The organism is Clostridium sp. BJN0001 (assembly GCF_022869825.1).
Classification (GTDB): domain Bacteria; phylum Bacillota; class Clostridia; order Clostridiales; family Clostridiaceae; genus Clostridium.
This window is the reverse complement of sequence record NZ_CP094971.1, coordinates 789,163-814,693: the sequence shown is the minus strand read 5'-3', so window position 1 is coordinate 814,693 and position 25,531 is coordinate 789,163. Positions and strand designations below refer to the sequence as shown.

The window sequence follows — 25,531 nt, the reverse complement described above, 5'->3', positions numbered from 1 at the left end:
TATGCAAAATAAAAAAGGTAGAAAACATAATTTTCCACCTTTTTGTTTATATAGTAAATGTTAGATTAAAGTATTTTAAAGAATCTTTTACATTTCCCATCTTATAATATAATTCTCCAAGATCAAGATATCTCTTTTTTCGCTGTTCTCTATTTCCAAATTTCATCAAAATATCTAATGATAAATTCATGTATTTTTCTGCCTTTTCATACTTTTTAAGATTCTCTAAAGCTCTACTCTTTAGATAATAAATGTTTTCTATAAGTTCTCTATTTTGTGTAATTATTATATCGTCAATTGTGGTTTCAATTATGTCATATGCCATATTATATTCTTTATATTTTAAACATAATTTTATAAAATCAAAATTAAATGGAATTGTTTCTTCACTCTTTAAGTCTTTTAAAATGTCTCTTGCTTCATTTATTTCTATAACTGCTTGATCATTTAGATATGATATAAAGTAATATTTCGCATAATTAAGTTTTGAATATATTATGCTAATTTTGTCATTCTTTATATAACTATATGATTTTTCTTTAAACTTTAATGATTCATCACTATTAAGAAGTATGCATAATTCTGAATATTTCTGATAAATTCTAGTTTTAAGAATTGTATTTTCAAGTTTCTCAACATCATTTATAATCGGTTTTAATATAGAAAATGCCGTTTCATATTTTGAAAGATTCTGATAACATACAGCTTTTTTATAGCTTATATCTATTTCTGATACAAAATCAAGTTTATAAGAATTTTTCTCACATAATTCATCTATTTTTTCATAATAAATTATTGCGTCTTTATACTCTTCAGTTTCTATTAAAAATTCTCCCATATCATTATAATAAATAAAAGTACTCTCATTTGAATTATTCTTCTGATATAAATTATAATATCCTGAAATTATGACTTGAACATTTTTTATCATATTGTTTTCTATGTAATATTTAAAAAGCATATGCATCAGCTCAAATGCAAGATCATAATACTTATACTTTATCGCATAATCATAATTATCTTTTAGTTCAGATTCTAAATTAAGATTAAATTTAAAATTCTTCTTATATTCTTCTATATTACTTTTTATCTGATCATATGAGTCCTGAATCAAATAATCATAATCAATTTCTAATTTTTGAGATATATATTTTAATATATCTTTATCTGCTTTAACCTTATCGTTCTCTATACAACTCATCTTAGCTATTGAAATTTTTGTCCCACATAATTTCTTAAGCGTTATATTTTTGAAGATTCTTATTCTCCTTATCTTTTCTCCCACTGAATAAATATCCATCTTTTGCACCCTATTCCCTAATCATGTTCTTTTATAATATTATAATATTTAATGCCATTTTCTAAATAAGTTTTAGCTTTTTCTTCATCTTCTCTGTCAATATAATGCTTTCCAATTCTCATAGACAACTCGAAAGCTTCATTTATCTTATCATTTTCTTCAGCATATCCTAAACATTCAATTAATCCGTGAATGTTATCATAATTTCCATTTATATTGTCAATAGTCTGACGCATAACTTCACACTTTATATTAAGCTCAATATCATCTTTACTAAGATGTGACTCAATTTCATCTAATATTTCACTAGATTTATCTATATCTTTTATGCTTAAATACGCTTTTGCAATTTCAATAAGATTATTATTCTTTTCTTTATAATTTTCACAGTAGTTATTGCTATATTTTTTAGATACTTCAAGATGTTTTATAGATTCATCTATATCACTTACCATATAAAATAGTCTTCCAAGAGTGCTTTCTATTTTATAAAGACTCTTTTCATCATCAATTTTTTTAGTAATTAAAAGTGCCTTTTCTGCAAGATTAGAAGCTTTTTGTAAGTCTCCTTTTTCACTAAATTCTTCTGCAAGGTTAAATAATCTTTTTATATGTCCTTTATAGTCATATAATTCTTTAAGCTTTTCATTTGCTATATAAGCATATTTTGAAGATAGCCTTAAATCCTCTAAATAAAAATATACTCGTGCTATCTCGTCTTTTATTCTTATCTCAAGTAGTTTGTCCATTATTACATTATCATCATATACTTTTTCTGATTGTTTAAGATAGTTTAAAGCTAAATTAAAAGCCTTTGTTTTAACTGCAATATCTGATAAATTTAAAAAAGTATATATGATATTTTTATACTTTTTATTACGTATAAATATAGCATTAGCTGATAAATAATACTTCTCAGCAACATCATATTTTCCACTTTCTAAAGCTAATTCAGCTTTTACATTGTAAAGTTCAGCTTTTATATAATCAATAGAATATTTTTCTGCATATTGAAACGATTTATCAATATATGTATATGCTTTATCGTATTCTTTATCTAAAGCGCAAATTTTCGACATTCTTAAATAGAATATACATATCTTTTCTGCTTGACTTTGTTCGGATTCGACAAGATATTGCACACTTGTCTTTAATTCTTTTGCCAAATACTCCAACAAATCAACAGAAGGATTTGACTTTCCACACTCTATTAAACTTATCTGACCTGGCGTTATCCTTTTCTTTGCAAGATCTTTTAATGTCATGTTTAATTGTTTTCTTCTTTGCTTTATCTTTTCCCCTAATGTTAATATATCCATATATAATTTTTCCTTTTTCTATCTTTCTACAAATTTCTATAGTTATATTATAACATAATTTTCATAAATGTTACATATCATCACAAATTTTCACAAGTATAAATATGCATAAATAAGAAAGGCTTCTGCATAAAAATACACAGAAGCTTTTCTTTTATTTTAAGAATTAAACCAGTCAGACATATTGTCATAAGTGTTTTCAGCACTATCTTTCATTTTTCTTGCCATTCTTCTCATGTTTCTTTGAGTCTTTTTGTCCATTGTTGGCATAAGCATAAGTGCCATACTAGTTCCAACCATCATTCCAATAGTCATACCTTTAACAAATTTACACATAAAAATGCACCTCTTTTAATATTTTGTCTTACTTATGTTGTGCACTTTCTATATTTTTATTCTATATATTTTTTCTCAGATAATAAATAAAATATAAATTCTTCCTTTTCTTTACTTTTCATCTTTTTTATCATCCTCTGAGCCTTAACTTTATCTTCTTTATATAAAGATAGAATCTGACTATACGTATCTTCTTTTTCCTTTTCAGTCGATTCTATTATTTTTTCTGCACTATCTTTATCTGAAACGACTATTATGTTATCAAATACAGTATCATTTGTAATTGATTCTATTTGTTTCTTTATGTTTTCATCAGCAACATAAATTTTATTTGTCTTTAAATAGCTTAAAACTGCATTTGATGACGTAATTTCTATACACTCTTTACACTTTTCATCAGCAAGATCATTGAAAAAGTCACCTGTATGGCTATCAACTTTTACAAATATTATGTCAAGACCTTTTTTCATAACTTCCTGCATATTATCATAATACTCTTCAGAAGATTTTTCATTTCTATTCCACTCACCTGTCGCATGACTTCTAACTCCCTCATAATCATGAAATATAACTACTCTTTTTTCATTATTATTAAAAGCATAAAGTGCTGCTTTATATGATGCTTCAAGCTCTCCTTTTACCTGTCTTGTCCTAAGAGACTTATCTTCTTTTTCAGAATTACTTTCTATATATCTTACGATATCATCTTTTACAACTACAAAGCAGTATGAATATCTTTCATTACTAATGCTATAGCTCCCATCAACATAAATATGCATTGCATCTTTAGGATAATTTCCGTCTGATTTTTTTTGACTTTTTTCCCCTGCTTTAAGGTAAGCTTTCGCATCATCAATCAATTCAAAGCTTTTGTACTTTGCTCCCTTTACTCCCTTTACGAGCTTTAAACATTCAGCCCATGTATTTACTATAACAGAGTTAACCTCTTTATTATTTTTATTATCATAACCTTTTATTATTGCATAAACTTTCTTTGCCATATTTTAATCGTTCTCCTATTTTCTATAAATCACTTAAATTTTCTATAGCTTTAACAATAGACGCTACATTTGAAGCACTTTGAAATGTAGAAAGATACTCTAATGACTTTTTTAATACAAGTAAGATGTCATTTTCCCCATTCCAATTTTCAATTATAATATGTAAATCTACTTCTTCCATTATAGTGTTTAAAGTAAAAAATAATACACCTGTATCATCTATAGTGCCTATAAATGGTATATCATCTGGTATTATATCCCCAGGGACAAAAATATATGCAATTGCACCAGAAATTATTAACTTAGTTTTTGTATTTACTCTATCATCCTTAAGAAGTCTATATATTAATGCTGCTATATCCGGTATTATAAATAGATAATCTTTTATCTTATCAAAACTTTCAGGGAACTTTTCTTTGATAAATTTTGATCCAGCTGAATAATTATCTTCTACTTTCTTTATTGAATCTATATCTTCTAAAGAATCCTCTTCATTTTCTTCTTTTTCTTCTTCTTCTTTTTTAATATTCCCCTTTATAGAAACATTTATATCTGATGCATCAATGCATAATTTATTTCCTTTTATATATACTTCATCTATATTTAATGAAATATATGGTACATTTTTAAAGCATTTTTTAAAATCTACAATAACTAGATCTTTATTCGAAGAAATTCCATACTCTGATAAAAGATCTGATACTTTATCTAAAATAAGACTTCTTATGATCCTAAATACTGCTACATTTAATACTTTAAATTTAATAATTCTTAAGCTTATCTTATTATCTGCACAGCCTTCAACAAGCAGTTTTAAATAAAAATTAATTTTTATTTTATTTTCAAAAAAACCGCTTAACTCTATTCCATTTCCTATATTTATATTTTCAACGTTAAGGCCTTCAATCCTTATAAATTCTTCTATAATGCTCTTTATGTCATCTTCTGTAGCCTTTACGCATCCCTCATTTATAATCACAGTAATGCCCCCCTTTTAGGACTTTCTCTCATAATTATATACAAAAAAAATGATACTGTAAAATAGATTTACAGCATCATTTTAATAATATCTTTATTAAAATACTGGAATTACAGATCCCTGATAATTTTCATTTATAAAATCTTTTACTTCATCTGACTGAAGTGCTTTCATAAGATCCTGTATCTTTTGAAGATTTTCATTTCCTTTTTTTACTACAACTATATTATCATAAGGCTTTACGCTTTCTGAATCTTTATCTTCTATTACTATTGCATCTTTGCTTGGATCAAATCCTGCTGGAATTGCATAGTTACCATTAATTACAGCAGCCTGAACATCATCTAATGTTCTAGGAACATTAGCAGCTTCAACTTCAACAAATTTTATGTTTTTTGGATTCTCTATTATATCGTTCTGAGTAACAAGTTCTCCTTCTTTTACCTTTATAAGTCCATTCTTTTCAAGTAATCTTAATGCTCTTGCTTCATTAGTAGCATCATTTGGAATTGCAATTGAATCTCCATCTTGAATTTCATCAATACTCTTAATTTTTCTTGAAAATAAGCCCATTGGTTCAAGATGAACTGTTCCAACTGATACAAGATCAAGTCCTTTTGACTTTACCTGTTCATCTAAATATGGTTTATGCTGGAAGAAGTTTGCATCAAGTGATCCTTCATCTACAGCTGTATTAGGCTGAACATAATCATTAAACTCAACTATTTCTACTTTATAGCCTTCTTTTTCTAAAAGAGGTTTTGCAACATTTACAATTTCCTCATGTGGCTTTGGAGTTACTCCTATTTTTATTGTCTTATCATCTTTAGATGCAGTGTCTGAACCAGCCCCTCCACATCCAATAAGACCTAATGATAAAACTCCCGCTAAAAATATTGATATTACTTTCTTTTTTGTCATATATAATTCCCCCTATTTATTTTGATAATTTATTGTATAAATAATTTCCTAAAAGCTGAAGTGCTTCTACTATTATTACAAGAACGATACATGTTGCTACCATGATATCTACCTGGAATCTCTGATAACCATAACTTATAGCTACATTACCAAGTCCACCTCCGCCTACAGTTCCTGCCATTGCTGAATATCCTACTATACTTATTATTGTAAGAGTAAGTCCTGACATTATAGATGGTATAGCTTCTTTAAGCATAACCTTAAATATAATCTGCATATCTGTTGCTCCAAATGACTTTGCAGCTTCAATAACTCCTTTATCAACTTCTCTTAATGCTGATTCTATTATTCTTGATACAAATGGTGCTGAAGCTATAGTAAGTGGAACTACTGCCGCTGCAGTACCAATTGATTTTCCAACAATAATTCTTGTAAATGGAATAAGTACAACCATTAAAATTAAAAATGGAAAACTTCTTAATATATTAACTATAAAATCTAAAATCGAATATATTTTCTTGTTTGGTCTTAATCCATCATCTGCTGTAACTGTAAGAATAATTGCCGGGATAAATCCGAGTATTAATGCAAATAAAGTTGATGCAAAAACCATTATAAGTGTTTCATTAACTGCTTTAATTAATATACTACTCATTATGATAACACCTCCAATAATATATCTTTATCTTTAAGATAATCAAGAACAATCTGTTTATCTTTTTCTTCAATATTTATTACAAGACCTCCAAGAACTGCTTCTCTAAATTTCTCAAGTTTTCCCCATACTATTGAGAAATCAATATTAAGATCTCTTGCCATTTTTGTTATAAGTGCATTTTCTGAAGAATTGCTTGGGAAATATATTTTTATGTTTATACCTTTTTCAGGAAGCATATTTTCATCCTCACCAAGGAATTTCTTAAGTGATTTATCTGGTTTTAAAAATACATCTTCAACGGTGCCCTCTGCCTTTATTCTTCCATCATCAATTAAAGCTACTTTTTCACAAGCTTCTTTTATAACTTCCATCTGATGAGTTACTATAACTATAGTAATTCCCATCTCCTTGTTTATCTTAGATAAAAGAGCAAGTATATCTTTTGTTGTACTAGGGTCAAGTGCTGATGTCGCTTCATCACATAAAAGAATTTTAGGATTTAGAGTAAGTGCTCTTGCAATTGCAACTCTCTGCTTTTGACCACCGCTTAATGCAGAAGGTTTGCTATCCTTTTTTTCTTTAAGACCAACAAGATCTAAAAGCTTAAGAACTCTCTTATTTATTTCATTCTTATTAACTCCCCATACTTCAAGAGGAAGTGATATATTCTGAAATACTGTTTTCCTTTTAAGAAGATTAAAATTTTGAAAAATCATTCCAAGATCTTTTCTAAATTCTCGAAGTTCTTTATCCTTTAAGGACGATACTTCCTTACCCATTACTTTTACGCTGCCTTCATCATAAGTCTCAAGACCATTTATACATCTTAAAACTGTCGACTTTCCAGCTCCTGAATGACCTATTATTCCATATATTTCTCCTTCATTTATAGAAAGAGAAATATCCTTTAAAACTTCAGTTGTACCAAATTTTTTTACTATATTTCTTATTTCTATCAATATGTATACCTCCCTTGTAGAAATTTAAGCAAAAAATAAACGCCTGAGAATAAATCCAGGCGTCAAAAACCAAATCTACTCTCATCTATCAGCTGTTTATGCTGCAGGATTTAGCACCGTAGACATATATCCGGTTGCCGGGTTTCATAGGGCCAGTCCCTCCACCACTCTTGATAAGATAATAAGTATTAACTTATGTTTCATATTATATATTCATATAATTATATTGTCAATATAATTATATTATTTTTAATTTAAAAGAACATAATATACGGGAAGCACTACAAGGCTTATTACCGTAGATAATGTAACACTTATTGATGCGAATTTATAATCTGCACCTGTTTCTTTTGCAACTACTGCACTTTGAACCATTGTCGCCATAGCACTCTGAATTATAAATACATTTTTCATAAGTCTAGGTGCAGGAATAAACATGCAAACTAATATTACTGTAAGTGGAGAAACTATAAATCTGCCTATATATACAAGAAGATTATCTTTATCTATTGAAATTTCTTTTTTATCACAGTAATAAAGAGATATTCCTAAGAAAAACATTGAAAGTGGTGTTGTAAGATTACCTGCATATCTTGCTGTTACAAGTATGAACTCTGGAACCTTTATTCCTAAAATAACAAACAAAAGACCTGTCAAATACCCTAAAAGAGGTGGTGAAAATATTTTCTTTAACGGGCTTTGTGTCTGTTTTTTGTCACCATCTTTTCCTATAAAATATACACCTATCGTCCAAAATAAAGTTGTATTTCCAACATAATACATAAGTGCATAAGGAAGTGCTTCTTCTCCAAATAACGCAAGAGTAATTGGTATTCCAACAAGAACCGTATTAGAACCAAAGAACATTGCTTTAAAAATGCCTCTTCGCTTTTTGTTTACATTAAATACCCTGCATATAACTATTGAAATAAGTATGCTTATCATTATTGAAAGAAAAGGTATTAAAAAATCAATCCCTCCACTTATGAGTTTTTCCTTAGTAAATTTATCAACCATTGCTGCAAACATCATAAGAGGAAGTGAGCAGTAATTTATTATTTTTGATAAAAGTGCTCCATGTTCTTCTTTAAAAATTCCTATTTTACATAAATACATTCCAAAAATAATAAGTAAAAATATAGGCATGACAGCAATTATAGAATTTAAATAATACATAGTATTTTTTTATCAAAACATTATAATCTTAATTTCGTTTTGATAAATTTCCTCCATTTCCTGTTTATGCTGATAACCTTTATCTATTTCTTTCCTTCATAGCTCTATCAATATCTCTTTTCTGAGCTTTTGCAATTAAAGTATCTCTCTTATCATAATTTTTCTTACCCTTACATATACCAAGTGATACTTTTACTCTTCCATTTTTAAGATATAAAGATAATGGAACAAGCGTATATCCATCCTGTGAAGTACATGATTCAAGTTTTCTTATTTCTTCTTTATGAAGCAAAAGTTTTCTCTCCCTTAGAGGATCAACATTAAATATATTTCCATGCTCATAAGGACTTATGTGCATATTTTTTATAAAGATTTCTCCATTATAAACATCTGCATAACAATCTTTTAAATTTACTCTTCCTGTTCTTACAGATTTTACTTCTGTTCCAACAAGTTCTATTCCAGCTTCTATTGATTCCTCTATAAAATACTCATGATGTGCTTTTCTATTTTCTGCTAATGAATTTGCAAATTTTTTTCTTGCCATTTTTTTCACCTGCCTGTTTTTTCACTAAATAATACTATCCTATATTATACCACATGATAATATAGGATAGTAAGTAATCATATTTTAGTTTTCTTCTGTTTTTTCTTCTTTTTCCTCTTCTTTACCTGCTATATTAAAGAAAATTTCTCTATTTGGAATATCTACATTTACACATACAATTTTAATTTTTTGTCCAAGCCTATATACTTTTTTATATCTTTCTCCTGTAAGACATAGATGTGCTTCATCGAATATATAATAATCATCATCAAGATCAGTAACATGAATAAGTCCTTCTACAGTATTTGGAAGTTCAACAAATATTCCAAATGATGTTATTGATGAAATTATTCCGTCAAATTCCTGTCCTATTCTGTCTTTCATAAATTCTGTCTTCTTTAAATCATCAACTTCTCTTTCAGCATCCTGTGCTAATCTTTCTCTTTCTGATGACTGCTTTGCAGCATAACCTACTATATTTTTTAGCTTATTAATCCTTTTTTCTTCAAGACTACCATGAAGATATTCTTTTATTATCCTATGTATCTGAAGATCAGGATATCTTCTTATTGGAGATGTAAAATGGCAGTAATATTTAGCTGCAAGACCAAAATGCCCTGAACATGTTGGTGAATATTTAGCCTGCATCATTGAACGAAGAAGAAGTGTATTTACAACAGTCTCTTCACTCTTTCCCTTTACCTTTTCTAAAACTTCTTGGAATGTCTTTGGATGAATATCTTCTTTCCAATGAACTGTATATCCAAGATTATATATAAATTCTTTGAATTTTTGAAGTTTCTCTTCATCTGGATCTTCATGAATTCTATAAACAAATGGTAGTTCAGTCCAGTACATATGCTCAGCTACTGTTTCATTAGCTACAAGCATAAATTCCTCTATCATTCTATTTCCTATTTCTCTTTCATAAGGTCTTATATCTATAGGCTTTCCATTATCATCTAAAGTTATCTTTGATTCTTCAATTTCAAAATCTATTGATCCTCTTTTTTCTCTCTTTGCTTTTAATATTCTGCAAAGCTCTTCCATAGCTTTAAAATCATCATAAAGATAATCATACTTTTCTATAAGCTCTTTATCATTATCTTTTAAAATTTTATTTACAGCAGTATATGTCATTCTCTCATTTGTCTTTATTACTGATTCAGTAATATCATGATCAACAACTTTTCCTTCTCTATCTATTTCCATGATACAAGAAAGTGCTAGTCTATCAACCTGAGGATTTAATGAACATATTCCATTTGATAATCTCTTTGGAAGCATTGGAATAACTCTGTCTATAAGATAAACTGATGTTGCTCTTTTTAATGCTTCTTTATCTAAAGGATTATTTTCTCTTACATAATGTGAAACATCAGCAATATGAACTCCTAATTTGAAATTTCCATTATCAAGTCTTTCAATAGATACAGCATCATCTAAATCTTTAGCATCTTCTCCATCTATTGTGACCATCTTTAAGTTTCTTAAATCTCTTCTATTTTTATATTCGTCCTTGCTTATTTCAGATTCAACACCTTCTGCATAATCTAAAACTTTTTTAGGAAATTCAAGAGGAAGATCATTCTTTTTTATTATTGTAAGTATGTCTATTCCTCTATCTCCCTTTTTACCTAATATCTCTACGATTTCTCCTTCAGGCTTTCTATCTCTCTCAGGCCACTTAGTAATATTTACTGTTACTATATCTCCATCTTTTGCGCCATTTACATTCTTTTTAGCTATATAAACATCTTTTGATATATGTTTATCATCAGGAACGACAAATCCAAAATTCTTATTGTCCTGATAAAGACCTACAACCTTAGTAATATTTCTTTCAAGTACATTTATAACTACGCCTTCTCTTTTTTTATTTTCTTCATCTTCACGTGTTATCTTTACTTGTACAGTATCACCATTCATAGCATCACTCATAGCTGTACTTGGAATAAATACATCCTTAGCTCCTTCTTCATCAGGAATTAAAAATCCAAATCCTTTTGCGTGAACTTGCAGTTTTCCTTGCACTAAATTCTCAGAACTTTCTACTTGAGAATCAGAAATCATATATCTGTCTTTCTTTGTCTTTGTTATAAGACCTTCATGTTCCATAACTCTCAATGCTTTTTTAAATGCATTATATTCACCTTGTTTTATATCAAATACAGCACAAAGCTCATCCATATCCATTGGATTATAACCTGATTCACTCATGAACTGTAATAATGTCTGTTTTAATCCCATAATAATTCCTCCCTTGTAAATAAGATAATACAAAAAACAATTATTCCTGTATAGTAATATACTACCACATAATGCTTAATTAATCATACTTATCTTAATTTTATTATATCCATTCTCGTAAAAATAATACATTAGTACAAAGGACAGTACAAATGACGTGCTAAAGGACAAATTGTTAAAGGACAATGGACAAATAATATGGAAATAAATTCTAATTGACAATTTAGATGGAAATGCTATGCAATTGAGAATTAATAATGGATAATTGATAATTTAGGTGGAAATTCATACGGAATTTCATCGTATGGTTTTTTTTGCGTTTTACGCAAAAAATAAAGCTTTCGCCTGAAGCGAAAGCTCATATATTTTAGTTTCTGCGACTGAGCAGAAACAACCATTTTTGTCATTTGTCCTTTTTCCTTTGTCATTTGGATTAAGGTTCTCGCAAAAAAATAAAGCTTTCGCCTGAAGCGAAAGCTTATAAATTCTACGTTTCTGCGATTCGAGCAGAAACTTCCCTCTTTGTCCTTTGTCATTTGTGCTTTGTCATTTGGATTGTTATTTCATAAACAGTCCTAAAAGCATTCCACCATATTTTGCAATAATAGGTGCAAATACAACTGATACTATTGTCATTAATTTGATTAAAATATTCATTGATGGACCTGAAGTATCTTTAAAAGGATCTCCTACTGTATCTCCTACAACAGCTGCCTTATGAGGTTCACTACCTTTTCCTCCATTTACTCCTGTTTCAATATATTTCTTAGCATTATCCCATGCACCTCCTGCATTTGCCATCATTATTGCAAGAAGAACACCTGTAACAACTCCTCCACCTATAAGTCCTGCTAATGCTTCAGTTCCTAAAAGTAAGCCTGTACATATTGGAACTAATATTGCAAGTATTCCAGGTAGAATCATCTTTCTTAATGCTGCATTTGTAGATATAGAAACACATTTAGAATAATCTGGTTTTTCTTTTCCTTCAAGTATCCCTTTTTTCTCTTTAAACTGTCTTCTTACTTCTTCAACCATCTGTGCTGCAGCTTTTCCTACTGCCTGCATTGTAAGAGCTCCAAATAAAAATGGAAGCATTCCTCCTATTAATATTCCAACTAATGTTAAAGGATTTAAAAGATTTATCTGAGATAAATTAACTGTCTGTGCATAAGATGCAAAAAGTGCAAGAGCTGTAAGTGCTGCTGAACCTATTGCAAATCCTTTTCCTATTGCAGCTGTTGTATTTCCAACAGAATCAAGTTTATCTGTTATATCTCTAACACCTTCATCAAGGCCACACATTTCTGCTATTCCACCTGCATTATCTGATATAGGTCCATATGCATCAACTGCAACTGTTATTGCTGTTGTGGCAAGCATACCAACTGCAGATAAAGCTATTCCATAAAGACCAATATCAACATTTGATGCTCCACCTACTGAAAAATAAGAAATTAATATTCCTACTGCTATTAATATTATAGGCATAACTGTTGATTTCATTCCAACTGAAAGACCTGCAATAATATTTGTTGCAGCACCTGTTTTAGATTCATCTGCAATTGATTTTACTGATTTATAATCTGATGAAGTATAAACTTCTGTAAGTTTTCCAATTAATAATCCTACTACAAGACCTGCAATTACCGGTATAAATAATTTTGCATCATTTAATAAAGTTCTACATGCTATAAATCCAAATATAACAACTAATCCACCCGAAACAGCACTTCCCATATTTAATGCTTTTTGAGGATTATCTCCCTTATATGTCTTCACAAAAATAATTCCTATTAGTGACGATATAATACCTATTGCAGATAAAATAAGTGGAAATGTAACAATATTATTTCCAAATGTTTTAACTAAAACTCCCCCTAAAGTTATAGCTGATATAATTGAGCCTACATATGATTCAAAAAGATCTGCTCCCATACCTGCAACATCACCAACATTATCTCCAACATTATCTGCAATTACTGCAGGATTTCTAGGATCGTCTTCTGGTATTCCAGCTTCGACTTTTCCAACAAGGTCAGCTCCAACATCAGCAGCCTTTGTATATATTCCTCCTCCAACTCTTGCAAATAATGCAATTGAAGAAGCTCCAAGACCAAATCCTGTAATATATTCAGCATTTAAATTAAATGCAATAGAGAATATTCCAAGGCCTATAAGTCCAAGCCCTGCAACTGAAAGTCCCATAACAGTACCACCAGAAAATGCAATTGAAAGTGCATCTGATATTCCGCTTTTTGCAGCTTCTGCTGTCCTAACATTAGATTTTACGGCAATTCTCATTCCTATAAATCCAGCTGATATTGAAAAAGCAGCTCCAAAAACAAATGCTATAGCTGTTTTCCAGCTTAAAAATATAAGTATGCAAACTGCTACAACTGCAATAAAAATAATAAGATACGAATATTCTTTCTTTAAAAAAGCAAGTGCCCCTTCCTCAATATATGAAGATACTTCCTTCATTCTTTCGTCACCTGCATTTTTCTTCAAGATACCTAGAGAAATAAATGCTACAACAACCATTGCTATTACACCTATAATGATAGGAATAAATAGTAAATTCATAAAATCACCCCTCATACTATATTCAAGCCTAATATTAAGATTTTACGACATTTTTCGATAAACGTTTACATTTTTGCGTATAAACCTTGTTTCTACTTTACATAAGTAAATAAAAAAGCTACTTTCAATGAAGCAGCTTAAATATTTTAACTATTTTATTAAATTCAATATTGTTGTATTTATCGCAAACAAAATCATAGAAACTGATGTGAGCCTTATAAGAATAACTTCTTTTGTTCTTGATTTATTTTTAGAATAAAACGTATCGTTGCTTCCACCTTGAATTAATCCACTTAATGCATCAGCTTTACTTGGTTGCATAAAGATTGTAACTATAACAATTAAACCTAAAATAATATCTATAACAAGTAAAATACTTTTAAGATCCAAAGGTAACACCTCCTTTAGTTTATACCAAAAATTACACATCTGTTATCATAACATAATATCAAGAATATTTCAACTGGACATTATCATAAATCTTAAAATATTTAAGCTTAGTTTTATTATAACAGAAATTCCAAAAAAGGTAATAGTTTTTTTCAAACTATTACCTTAATATTTTTTGTAATTCTATTTCTTTATATTAAAGAATGAGTTTATTCCTCTATATTCAGCAGAATCTTCAAGTTCTTCTTCAATTCTTAAAAGCTGATTATATTTAGCGACTCTTTCACTTCTTGCAGGTGCTCCTGTTTTTATCTGTCCTGCATTAGTTGCAACAACAAGATCAGCTATAGTAGTATCTTCTGTTTCTCCTGATCTATGTGAAACTACGGCTGTATATCCTGCTCTATTTGCCATTTCTATTGCATTTAATGTTTCAGTAAGTGTTCCTATCTGATTTAATTTTATAAGTATCGAGTTTGCTACACCCAAATCAATACCTTTTTTAAGTCTCTCAGTATTTGTTACAAAGAGATCGTCTCCAACAATCTGAACTTTCTTTCCTAATCTTTCATTAAGCATCTTCCATCCATCCCAGTCTTCTTCTGCCATTCCATCTTCTATTGAGATTATAGGATATTTATTAACCCAATTCTCAAGGAATGATACCATTTCATCACTACTTAATGTTTTTCCTTCATGCTCAAGAACATACTTTCCATCTTTATAAAATTCAGATGAAGCTGCATCAATTGCTATAAAGACATCCTTACCTGCTACATATCCAGCTTTTTCTATAGCTTCAATTATTACTTCAACAGCTTCTTCATTTGATTTTAAATTTGGAGCAAATCCACCTTCATCTCCTATTGCTGTTGAATATCCTTTATCTTTTAAAATCTTTTTTAATGTATGATAAATTTCTGCACACATTTTAAGTGCACAGCTGAATCTTTCTGCACCTACAGGCATAACCATAAACTCTTGAAGGTCAACTGAATTATCTGCATGTGATCCTCCATTTATTATGTTCATCATAGGAACAGGAAGTACCTTTGTATTAACTCCTCCTATATATCTATAAAGAGGCATATTAAGTGCATTAGCTGCTGCCTTTGCAACAGCTAATGATACTCCAAGTATAGCATTGGCTCCAAGTTTTGCTTTGTTTTTTGTTCCATCTAATTTTATTAATAAATTGTCTATATATGTTTGGTCAAATACATTGCATCCAACAAGTTCATCTCTTATTACTTCATTTACATTCTTTACAGCATTTTTTACACCTTTACCCATATACTCAGAGCTATCGTTATCTCTAAGTTCTACTGCTTCATACATTCCTGTTGATGCTCCTGATGGGACTGCTGCTCTTGCAAATGTTCCATCTTCAAGATAAACTTCAACTTCAACTGTTGGAAAACATCTTGAATCAAGTATTTGCCTTGCTACAACATCTATAATCTCTAAATAATCATCCATTTTAAATACCTCCTAATAATAAAGACTTTTTTTTTATCACTTTAATATTATTAGTATTTTAAAATTTAATATTCATCAATTTAATGTTTCTTTATATCTTGCATACTTTTTTATCCATTTTATCTGCTTTTTCTTATTTATTTTTCCTACCTGTGAAAGAAAAGTATCAAGTGCTCCTATCTTATCAAGCCCTTTCATAAGATGCCGTGGATAATCAACTTTTCTTTTATACGCTTTTTTAGGATCAATTAACATTACAGATTGATCAGAATCGACATAAATATCTTTACATCGTGTATCAAGTCTTAAAAATTTTAATCTTTTAAATTCATTTAAAAGATTATATACATTTAAAGAAAGCTCATCACTTAATCCATATTTTTTTATATATTTATCAAGCCTTTCTCCATATACTTTTGCCCTTATAACATAAAGGCTTCCCCTTGCATACAATTTAGGAAAATATTTAGAGCCATTAGTTTTATAAAGAATACTGCCCTCGTCTTTGCATACTTTTCTCTTTAAAAATATCTTTATTACTTTATTGTTTGGGAGTTCATAAACTATACCATTATTTCCTCTCCCAAGGTACTTTGCTTTCCTAAATTCATTTTCTGTAATTTCATCAAAGTCAGCTGAATATGCAAAATTTTTTTTCATACAACCATTCCTGATAATTTATCTAATAATATTTATTTATATTTTTGCTTATTTATGATAAATTCTATAATATTATTTGCGTAAGCGTAATAAAAAACGGAAGAGTTATCATCGAAAATATAGTTGTTGCCGCTATCATTTTAGTTGAAAAAATATATTCTGTTTCAAATGTTTTAGCAAACATTGCAGCAATTACCGCAGTAGGTGCTGCAGAACCTATAATAAGAACTAATGCAACTGTTTTATCAACTGATAAAAGATACATACAAAGAAGTATTGCAGATGGGATAAGTATTAATTTATAAAAACATATTTTATATGTATTTTTATCTTTAATTATAGATAATATATCAGTCTGAGCTAAAAATACTCCAAGCACTATCATAGCTAAAGGCGTATTTACATTTGCTATATATGTAAATGTCGTAATAATAGGTTTAGGAAGTTTTATAGGCGATATAAATAGTAGAATTCCAAACACCATAGATATTGTTCCTACATTAAATATTATATTTTTTAAATTAATTGATTTTTTATCTTTAGATAACATAAAAACACCATATGTCCATATTATTACCGTACCTACAACAATATGAGCCGAGCCTAAAAACACCCCTATCGTTCCAAGAAGTGATTGAAGTAGAGGCACTGCCATAAATCCATCATTTGAAAAAATAAGACACATTTTTGCATCATTTTTATATACTTTTTTATTATTTTTAAAAATAACAGATGATATTATTATTGGTATCAAAAAGGTAATTATAGCCACTACAAAAGATAATCCAAGCATTTTTGCACTTTTTAAATCAAATTCTCTCTGATATGATGAAATAATTACACACGGTGTAACAACTTTTATAAGAAAATTTGAAATTTCCTCAGAGCCATCATCATTTATTATCTTCTTCCTATACAAAACATATCCAATAGCTATAATAAAAGACATTACAAATATTTGATTTAACGTCACAAATAGATATTTTGTCACAAAAATCTCCCCCCAAAAAATTGATTATTGCTTATAAATTATATTTAATATTCACATTTTAAATATATAAAAAGCTTTCGCATTATGATATGGCATTTTATATGTCATACCATTTAAGCGAAAGCTAATAAATTCTAGTTTCTAAGTTTTATCGCAATTATATGCTTATTTTAATAAGTTTTCTCCTGTCATTTCAGCAGGTTTATCAAGTCCAAGCTGATTAAGCATTGTTGGTGCTATATCTGCAAGCTTTCCATCTTTTAATGTCTTATTTGCAGCATCATTTGCAACATAAATGAATGGAACTTCATTTGTTGTATGTGCTGTGAATGGATTTCCTGTTGAAGTATCGATCATTGTTTCTGCATTTCCATGATCAGCTGTTATAAATACGCATCCGTCTTTTTCAAGAACTTTCTTATAAACTTTTCCAAGACATGTATCTACAGCCTCAATAGCCTTAACTGCTGCACTTACAATTCCTGTATGTCCAACCATGTCAGCATTTGCAAAGTTTAATATGATCATATCATATTTATCTTCATCTAATTTCTTTAATAATTCATCTGTAACTTCATATGCACTCATTTCTGGCTTTAAATCATAAGTTGCAACCTTTGGTGATGGAATAACTTTTCTTTCTTCACCAGGATTTTCTTTTTCAACTCCTCCATTAAAGAAGAATGTAACATGTGCATACTTTTCAGTTTCTGCAATTCTAAGTTGTTTAAGTCCGTTCTTGCTTACATATTCTCCAAGAGTATTAACTAAAGTCTGTGGAGTATATGCAACACTAACTCTTTCTAATGTCTTATCATACTGAGTAATTGTTACGAATTTTAAGTTTAATGTATTTCTCTTAAATCCTGCAAATTCTTTATCGTTTATAGCTCTTGTTAATTCTCTTGCTCTATCTGGTCTAAAGTTAAAGAATACTACTGAATCTCCGTCTTTAACCTTTGCTGTAGCATGTTTATCTTCAGTTACTACTGTAGGAAGTACGAATTCATCAGTTTTATTATCATGATATGATTTATCAAGTGCTTCTATTGCGCTTGAAGCTTCTTCACCTTTTCCTAAAACTATTGCATTATAAGCAAGTTCTATTCTTTCCCATCTATTATCTCTATCCATTGCATAATATCTTCCTGATACAGTTGCAATCTTTCCTACTCCGATTTCTTTCATAAAATCTTCTATTTCAGTTATGTATGTCTTTCCTGAAGATGGTGGAACATCTCTTCCGTCCATAAATGCATGAACATATACATTCTGAATTCCTTCTTTTTTAGCAAATCTTAAAAGTCCTTTTAAATGATTGATGTGTGAATGAACTCCTCCATCTGATAAAAGGCCTACTAAATGAAGTGCAGCGCCAGGTTTTTTAGCGTTTTCCATAGCTTTTTTTATTACTTCATTTTCAAAGAACTCACCATCATCAATAGCTTTTGTAATTCTTGTAAGTTCCTGATAAACTACTCTTCCTGAACCTATATTTAAATGTCCAACTTCTGAATTTCCCATCTGTCCTTCTGGAAGTCCAACTGCAAGTCCGCTTGCTTTTAAATGTGCATGAGGATATTTTTCAACTAATGCATCAAAATTTGGTTTTTTAGCTAAACTAACTGCATTCCCTTCTGATTTAGGTGCTAAACCAAATCCATCTAATATCATTAACATTACTGGTTTCTTTGACATTCTTTTACCTCCAAATTATTTATATATAAGTTACTTTTCTACTGTTTAATACAGGTTTATTATATTATTTTTCTTACTTGTTTGCAACTAAGAAAAGCAGTAACTTTTGGAGAGTAAAATCTAATCTAATCCATTCTCTCTGTAAGTTTAATAAATAAATTAACTTTTTCCTTTACATTATTCATTGCACTTTCAAAAAACTCTCTATTATGAAGATCTATTCCAGCGATTTTTGCTGTATCATATATATTATTTTTTCCTGTTACCTTTAAAAGACTAGTATATTTTTCAAAAAATCCTTCTTTATTATTCTTATATTTCATATATAATCCATTTGAAAACATAAAGCCAAACGCATAAGGGAAATTATAGTAATGATAATCTCCATCATAATAATGAGGTTTATATATCCACATATATTTATTCATATAATCTTTACAAAGTCCATCTCCATATGACTCTTTCTGCGCTTTAATCATAATTTCATTTATTGTAGATGCGTTAAGTGGTCCTTCTTTTCTTAATTCAAAAACACTTTTTTCAAAAATAAATCTTGAATATATATCTACTATTACCTGAGCTGCATCTGATAAATCTGCATCTAATATACTTATCTTCTCATTTTTATCTGCATTTTCTAAAGCTTTTTCTTTAACGATTGATTCACAAAAAGTTGAAGCTGTTTCTGCTATAGGCATTGAATAATCTGTATTAAGTATAGATTCTCCTTTTAAACACTCCCCATGAAACCCATGTCCAAGCTCATGTGCAAGAGTTACAACATCAGAAAAATTTTCTCCAAAATTTAATAAAAATCTGCTTTCTCCTATAGCTATTAGATTTTCGCAAAATGCACCTAAAACTTTTCCTTCTCTTGGATAAACATCTATCCAATTATTATCTATAGCATGCTTTGCATAATCTCCAAGCTTTTTATTAAATGAGTTAAAACATTTTACTACAAATGATGCTGCCTCGTAGAAAGTATACTTTTTACTATTTTTTATTATAGGAGCGTAGAGATCATAAAATGGAAGTCCATCTTTATGACCTAAAATTTCTCCTTTTCTTCTTAAATATTTTCTAAATAAATCAAAGTTTTCTTTCATAACATCTAGCATTATATTTAAAGTTTCTTCATCAAATCTTGAATCAATAAGAGTTTTATAAAGAGGAGATTTATATCCTCTAATTTTACATTCTTCTATAGATTCACCTTTTATAGAATTAAGACACATAGCTATTATATCTTCTATGTTTTCATATGATTTTAATTCAGCTTCATAAGCTTTCTTTCGTGTTTCTTCTTTTTCATCATATGCCATATTTTGAATATCACCTAAAAGATAATATGAATCATCCATAAGTACCTTATGATTTGAAATTACTTTATTAAATAGCTTTTCAAAAGACTTAGAACCTGTTGATTTCATTTGAGATATTATTTTTTCTTCTCTTTCTTTTAGCATATATTTATTTTTATCATGCTGCTCTTTTAATATAAATTCATGTTCTTTAAGCATCTTAGACTTATTAATAACTTTATCTATATCTTTTATACTTCCTATAAACTTAGCTGCTAGTGAATCTATAGATATAATATTCATTAGCTTTTTTTCTATCTTATCATTATACTTTGAAGCTTCATCATTATTTGTATCTGCAGATAATGATAGATTTGAAAAGAATTTAAGATTCTGCAAAATACTATAAAGGCTTATTTTACATTTTAAATATTCCTCAAGTTTTAAATAATCACTTTTTCCTTCATTATTTAACTCTAAACAACATTTTTTAAATTCTTCTTCTTTTTTATCTAATAATTTTATATCATTTAAAAATTTTTCATCACTAAATGATTTATATAGTGAATCAAGACTCCATTTTCTATTCATAAGTTCCTCCTTAAAGCTGTCTTACAACTTTTAAATCATTTATAAGTGCTTTAACTTTATCATTTTTTGACAAAGCATCAAATTTATTTTCATTCTTGACATCAAGAATAGCTTTCATCATTACTTCCTTTTCATGGTCTATAATAAGTTCAAGAGATTTATTAATTTCTTCTACATATTTTGAAATTTCTCTCTTTATACATTCTCCTGATTTTTTTGAAACCTCAGGAATTATTTTTTTAGAAACCATATTTTCTATCTCTGCTTTTTTTAACTTTTCTTTTGAATTTTTTAATATAGCATCAAAACAGACTCCAGCTAAGCCTCCAACAAGACCTATAAGCGGCCCTGCTAAAAAAGCTCCAACAGCCATAAGAACTATTGGCACACTATTTACAACAACATTTTCTATAAGTCCTCCTGCTGAAACTTTAAATTCATCAAGCTTTATTTCTTCTTTTGCATCTATTTTTAATATGCTTACAACATCAGTAAGATATTTTTTTAATACTGGTTCAAATTCTGCTTTTATACCCATTATTACATTCTTTCTTACTATATAATTAATTTTCTCCTTAATATCTTCATCATTAAGAATCATTTCGACTAATTTATCCGTACTATCTTTAAGTCCTTCATCTACCTTCCTTTGTACATTTTCTATATATAAAGGAATGTTTTTATTAAATTCCTGTTTCTCTTTCTCTACCTTTTCATAATTTGATTCTGACTTCATCTGAAGTTCTTCTTCTTTTTCTACAAGCTCTTTATCTGTAAGCTTCATATTAGAAAGTTTTGAATTTATATAGCTATCAACTGGTAGTGTCAGATTTTTAAGTTTTCTTGAAAACTCATTTTTAATAATTTTTTCTGAATCACTTTCTATTTGAAGTAAAATATTTGTTACATCTCTAACATTTTTATGAATTTTCGACTTAGAGAGCCCTACTTTTACACCTTTTTTCGGAAGATATTTTTCTATTATATCGTTTACCTTTTTATAGTCTTCTTCTATTTTGCTTTTACTTACTTTATCACATTTATTTATTATTATAAAAATAGGTATATCATGAAGATTTATTTCCCTTAAGAAATTTTTTACACTCTGCGTAAGCTCTATATTATCTGCTGAAAATACAATAATATACGAAAGACTATTTGTTAAATATTTATCTATTGCCTTTTTGTGAAGCTCTATTCCAGAATCAAATCCAGGCATATCAACTATTTTTACATTCTTTATTTTTTCAAGAACGTCATTATTATATTCTATTTTCACTAAATCATAATCATCTACATCATATTTTTTATCTGTATAATTACAAACTGAAGTATCACTTATAACTTTATCATCTTTTAAAAACTTAACATTATCTTTATCTGAATAACTTATTTCCGTTGTAATTGAATTTTTAGATTCTATATTAGTTTTTAAAATATCATCCTGAAGTACAGCATTTATAAGAGAACTCTTCCCTGTTCCAAAACCACCGATAACAGGAGTTATAACTTTAAAATCATCAATTTCAGATATAAAATCATCAATAAAGTTTATTTCAAGATTATATTTATCCGCTATAGACTTCAATTTTAAAAATTTTCTTTTAAAACCCTCTTTTAGTAATTTTTTATTCAACCTCTTTACCCCCTAAAACAAATAAAAGATTTTTTTACATCATTTGTATATCAGTAATTTAACCTTCACTTTTGTTTTTACTTATAGTTTACAACTATTTATTTTTTTTCTCAATAATACAATAAGGTACATACTATGTTTTTTCTTTGGATAAACTAAAAAGAGGTGATAATTTTATGAAAAATAAGGTAATATTATTTTATATTATAATGTCTCTTGTATGTAATATGTCAGTAAAAGCATCAGACCAAAATATGGACATTAAATATCTAAGAAAAGCAAAGCAGGATATTTTAGTTCTAATGTTATCATATAAATCTTTTATTAAAAACGTGACTTTAGAAAATAATTCCGATATATACTTAGTAATGAATTCAGGTAAAAAAATTTTATATGATGATAAAAAGAAAAAAACTAATGAAGAAAAATTAATAAATGCAGATATTCAAGATACTTTAGAAGACATATATCCTCTAGAATATAAAGATGATATTCAAGAAGACGATTTTGATCCTGGAAGATGTAGAAATTATGAGCTTCTAAATGAAGTATATGGACATTCTAAAACTGAAATATCAAAAAATCTTAAAAATCTTACATCAGTTTATCCTAATTATGAGTTTAATAAAAACAATAACGCATGTGCTTCTTTAGATAATGCTTTAAAAGAAGTTTCTACAATTTCTAAATCTAATTCCAAGGTAGGTGCTCTTTTATATCCTGGAAGTGGAACTTTTAACTATAGAGTAATAAAAGGTACTGGAAGATTAAGCCCACATTCATATGGAATTGCTATTGATTTGAAAAGCAGCAAATATGATTACTGGAAATGGAATACTAAAGAAAATGGCAAAAAAAGAATTAAAGAATATCCTTCTGAAATGGTATCTGCTTTTGAAAACAACAATTTTATCTGGGGAGGAAAATGGGCGCATTTTGATATACTTCACTTTGAATATCGTCCTGAAATAATTTTAAAAGCAAAATACTTTAAAGAGGACAATTTAGAAAAAGATTGGTATTTAGATATTAAAGAAGATGAATATACAAAAACATGTATATCTCTCATAGATGATGCTCTGCAAGAATGTAAAACTTCTTTTAACGAAGAAGATGACAAGTCGCTTTATAAAAAAATAGCAGAAAATATCTTTATAAAACGAAATAACTCAATCCTTACTGGTGACTTAAAAAGTGTAAAGTCATTATATGCAAAAAACTGCAAATTAGGACAGTTCGCTTATGAATATGAATTAAGAAAAATAAAATACATAAATAATTGGGCAGAAAAACAAGGTATAAAATTTATAAATATAACGCCTAATCTCACATTTAAAAAAATAACTTCAAATGATACTTCTGTTAATTTTTATATAAAGTGTAATACATTTTATAAATATAAATATTTAAATGATGATACTAAAATAAATTCCTGTGGAATAGGAACTTACCATATTTTAAAATTAGTAAAAGAAAATGATGACTATCTAATAGCCAAAGAATGGTATACAGATCCATTTGCAGATTCATTAAATCTTGAAAATCTAAAAGTAGATTCAATAACTACACATATAATGTCTGAAAATGAGCGTGATCTTTCCGATATAAAAGAAAATAGAAAAAAAGCTATTTCGTATGCATTTAAATATTGTGGAATATCTAATTCTTCAGATGAAAATTCATCATATAATAAAAAATATAGAGATTTTAACCCTGCTGGAGGAGACTGTGCAAACTTTGCTTCCCAAACTCTTTTTGCAAGCGAAAATTTCAGAAAAAATTCTTCATGGAATTATAATAAAGGTGAAGCTTCTGCTTCATGGGTTAATGCAGGGAAATTCACTCATTATATGCTTTATAGTGGAAGAGCTTCATTAATTGCAAGAGGATCATATGAAAAAGTTTATAAAGCTTCTTATAAACTTCTTCCTGGCGACATAGTCGCATATGAAAAGAAAGGCGATATAACACATGTTTCTGTTGTAAGTGGGGCAGATTCTAAAGGATATTCACTCGTAACCTGCCACAATACAGACAGACTAAATGTTCCATGGGATCTTGGATGGAGCGATAAAAAGATAACTTTTTATCTTATACATGTAAATTTTTAAGTTAAAAAAGTAAAGACTGAACGAGTCTTATAAGTGACGAATAAAGTGCATTACATGGTATTGAAATTATTCTTCCACCTATCACAATTATTCCTATTAAAAATAGTATTTGATACTGATAAAACTTATTTTCATATTTATAAAATTTATCAGGAAATAAATCTCTAAAAAGACTAAATCCATCAAGTCCAGGGATTGGCAAAAGATTAAATATTCCTATATTTATATTTATAAATACAACTGAATTTATTATGTTATATAGTATAGCATTAAGTCCATAAGGAAGCCTTGCATATAAAAATTTTGCATAAAATCCTAAAATAAAAGCAAAAATTATTGATACAATAAAATTTGCAATAGGACCTGCAAGGCTTACTTTAAGATCATCTTTAAAATAATTTTTATATGCAGAAGGATTTACCTGAACTGGCTTTGCCCATCCAAAGCCGCATAAAAGTACAGCTATAAAACCTAATGGATCAATATGATCTAATGGATTAAGAGTTAATCTTCCCTGAAATCTTGGAGTTTTATCTCCTAATCTATCAGCCATAAATGCATGTGCATACTCATGAAATGTAAATGCTACAAGCATTGCTGGAATAATTAAAATTTTATCTAATATAAAATCATTCATTA

The 25,531-nt window shown here is 28.5% G+C and carries 20 protein-coding genes, 2 pseudogenes and 1 riboswitch; of the genes and pseudogenes, 2 read left to right on the top strand and 20 right to left on the bottom strand.

What is annotated here, in order from left to right; translation table 11 throughout:
* Positions 1-46 precede the first annotated feature (46 nt).
* The 19 genes from MTX53_RS03855 to MTX53_RS03765 form a co-directional block, all read right to left on the bottom strand.
* Positions 47-1,300, bottom strand: coding sequence for a transcriptional regulator (locus MTX53_RS03855; RefSeq protein WP_244834905.1), 1,254 nt, complete (start codon positions 1,298-1,300; stop codon positions 47-49).
* 17 nt (positions 1,301-1,317) lie between these two features.
* Complete coding sequence (locus tag MTX53_RS03850; RefSeq protein ID WP_244834904.1) at positions 1,318-2,619, bottom strand: helix-turn-helix transcriptional regulator; 1,302 nt, start codon at positions 2,617-2,619, stop codon at positions 1,318-1,320.
* A gap of 159 nt (positions 2,620-2,778) precedes the next feature.
* Entirely contained in the window at positions 2,779-2,955 is a 177-nt protein-coding gene (locus MTX53_RS03845; RefSeq protein WP_244834903.1) for a YtxH domain-containing protein, read from the bottom strand.
* A 56-nt stretch (positions 2,956-3,011) separates the two neighbouring features.
* The gene (locus MTX53_RS03840) at positions 3,012-3,956 is read right to left on the bottom strand and encodes a ribonuclease H family protein (protein ID WP_244834902.1); all 945 of its coding nucleotides are present in this window, start codon (positions 3,954-3,956) and stop codon (positions 3,012-3,014) included.
* A gap of 22 nt (positions 3,957-3,978) precedes the next feature.
* Positions 3,979-4,935, bottom strand: coding sequence for a DUF1232 domain-containing protein (locus MTX53_RS03835; RefSeq protein ID WP_244834901.1), 957 nt, complete (start codon positions 4,933-4,935; stop codon positions 3,979-3,981).
* 96 nt (positions 4,936-5,031) lie between these two features.
* The gene (locus MTX53_RS03830; protein WP_244834900.1) at positions 5,032-5,856 is read right to left on the bottom strand and encodes a MetQ/NlpA family ABC transporter substrate-binding protein; all 825 of its coding nucleotides are present in this window, start codon (positions 5,854-5,856) and stop codon (positions 5,032-5,034) included.
* Between the two features lie 16 nt (positions 5,857-5,872).
* Complete coding sequence (locus MTX53_RS03825) at positions 5,873-6,511, bottom strand: methionine ABC transporter permease (RefSeq protein ID WP_244834899.1); 639 nt, start codon at positions 6,509-6,511, stop codon at positions 5,873-5,875.
* Positions 6,511-7,473: a methionine ABC transporter ATP-binding protein gene (locus MTX53_RS03820; protein ID WP_244834898.1), complete on the bottom strand. Its 963-nt coding sequence runs from the start codon at positions 7,471-7,473 to the stop codon at positions 6,511-6,513. Before MTX53_RS03820 ends, MTX53_RS03825 begins: the two co-directional genes overlap by 1 nt.
* A gap of 78 nt (positions 7,474-7,551) precedes the next feature.
* Positions 7,552-7,653, bottom strand: a riboswitch (SAM riboswitch).
* 69 nt (positions 7,654-7,722) lie between these two features.
* On the bottom strand, positions 7,723-8,649 hold the full coding sequence (locus tag MTX53_RS03815) for an AEC family transporter (RefSeq protein ID WP_244834897.1): 927 nt from the start codon (positions 8,647-8,649) through the stop codon (positions 7,723-7,725).
* A 79-nt stretch (positions 8,650-8,728) separates the two neighbouring features.
* Entirely contained in the window at positions 8,729-9,196 is a 468-nt protein-coding gene (gene smpB, locus MTX53_RS03810; RefSeq protein WP_244834896.1) for an SsrA-binding protein SmpB, read from the bottom strand.
* Positions 9,197-9,280: 84 nt separating this feature from the next.
* Positions 9,281-11,446, bottom strand: a complete 2,166-nt coding sequence (gene rnr, locus MTX53_RS03805; protein WP_244834895.1) for a ribonuclease R — start codon at positions 11,444-11,446, stop codon at positions 9,281-9,283.
* Between the two features lie 558 nt (positions 11,447-12,004).
* Complete coding sequence (locus MTX53_RS03800; protein ID WP_244834894.1) at positions 12,005-14,032, bottom strand: sodium-translocating pyrophosphatase; 2,028 nt, start codon at positions 14,030-14,032, stop codon at positions 12,005-12,007.
* Between the two features lie 150 nt (positions 14,033-14,182).
* Positions 14,183-14,461, bottom strand: coding sequence for a preprotein translocase subunit SecG (gene secG / locus MTX53_RS03795; protein ID WP_244834893.1), 279 nt, complete (start codon positions 14,459-14,461; stop codon positions 14,183-14,185).
* Between the two features lie 144 nt (positions 14,462-14,605).
* Positions 14,606-15,901: a phosphopyruvate hydratase gene (eno, locus tag MTX53_RS03790; protein ID WP_244834892.1), complete on the bottom strand. Its 1,296-nt coding sequence runs from the start codon at positions 15,899-15,901 to the stop codon at positions 14,606-14,608.
* Between the two features lie 75 nt (positions 15,902-15,976).
* The gene (locus MTX53_RS03785; RefSeq protein ID WP_244834891.1) at positions 15,977-16,561 is read right to left on the bottom strand and encodes a protein kinase; all 585 of its coding nucleotides are present in this window, start codon (positions 16,559-16,561) and stop codon (positions 15,977-15,979) included.
* A gap of 64 nt (positions 16,562-16,625) precedes the next feature.
* Complete coding sequence (locus MTX53_RS03780) at positions 16,626-17,552, bottom strand: AEC family transporter (RefSeq protein WP_244834890.1); 927 nt, start codon at positions 17,550-17,552, stop codon at positions 16,626-16,628.
* Positions 17,553-17,717: 165 nt separating this feature from the next.
* A complete protein-coding gene (gene gpmI / locus MTX53_RS03775; protein ID WP_244834889.1) occupies positions 17,718-19,250 on the bottom strand; it encodes a 2,3-bisphosphoglycerate-independent phosphoglycerate mutase in 1,533 nt (510 codons plus the stop codon).
* Positions 19,251-19,375: 125 nt separating this feature from the next.
* Complete coding sequence (locus MTX53_RS03770; RefSeq protein WP_244834888.1) at positions 19,376-21,145, bottom strand: M3 family oligoendopeptidase; 1,770 nt, start codon at positions 21,143-21,145, stop codon at positions 19,376-19,378.
* Between the two features lie 10 nt (positions 21,146-21,155).
* The gene (locus MTX53_RS03765) at positions 21,156-22,781 is read right to left on the bottom strand and encodes a dynamin family protein (protein ID WP_244834887.1); all 1,626 of its coding nucleotides are present in this window, start codon (positions 22,779-22,781) and stop codon (positions 21,156-21,158) included.
* A gap of 227 nt (positions 22,782-23,008) precedes the next feature.
* Here MTX53_RS03765 and MTX53_RS03760 point away from each other — a divergent pair.
* Both MTX53_RS03760 and MTX53_RS03755 read left to right on the top strand, forming a co-directional pair.
* Positions 23,009-23,863, top strand: a pseudogene (locus MTX53_RS03760) (M15 family metallopeptidase); the annotation flags it as partial.
* Between the two features lie 48 nt (positions 23,864-23,911).
* Positions 23,912-24,892 (top strand): annotated as a pseudogene (locus MTX53_RS03755) (amidase domain-containing protein); the annotation flags it as partial.
* A 1-nt stretch (position 24,893) separates the two neighbouring features.
* Here MTX53_RS03755 and MTX53_RS03750 read toward each other — a convergent pair.
* A complete protein-coding gene (locus MTX53_RS03750) occupies positions 24,894-25,529 on the bottom strand; it encodes a site-2 protease family protein (RefSeq protein ID WP_244834886.1) in 636 nt (211 codons plus the stop codon).
* Positions 25,530-25,531 lie beyond the last annotated feature (2 nt).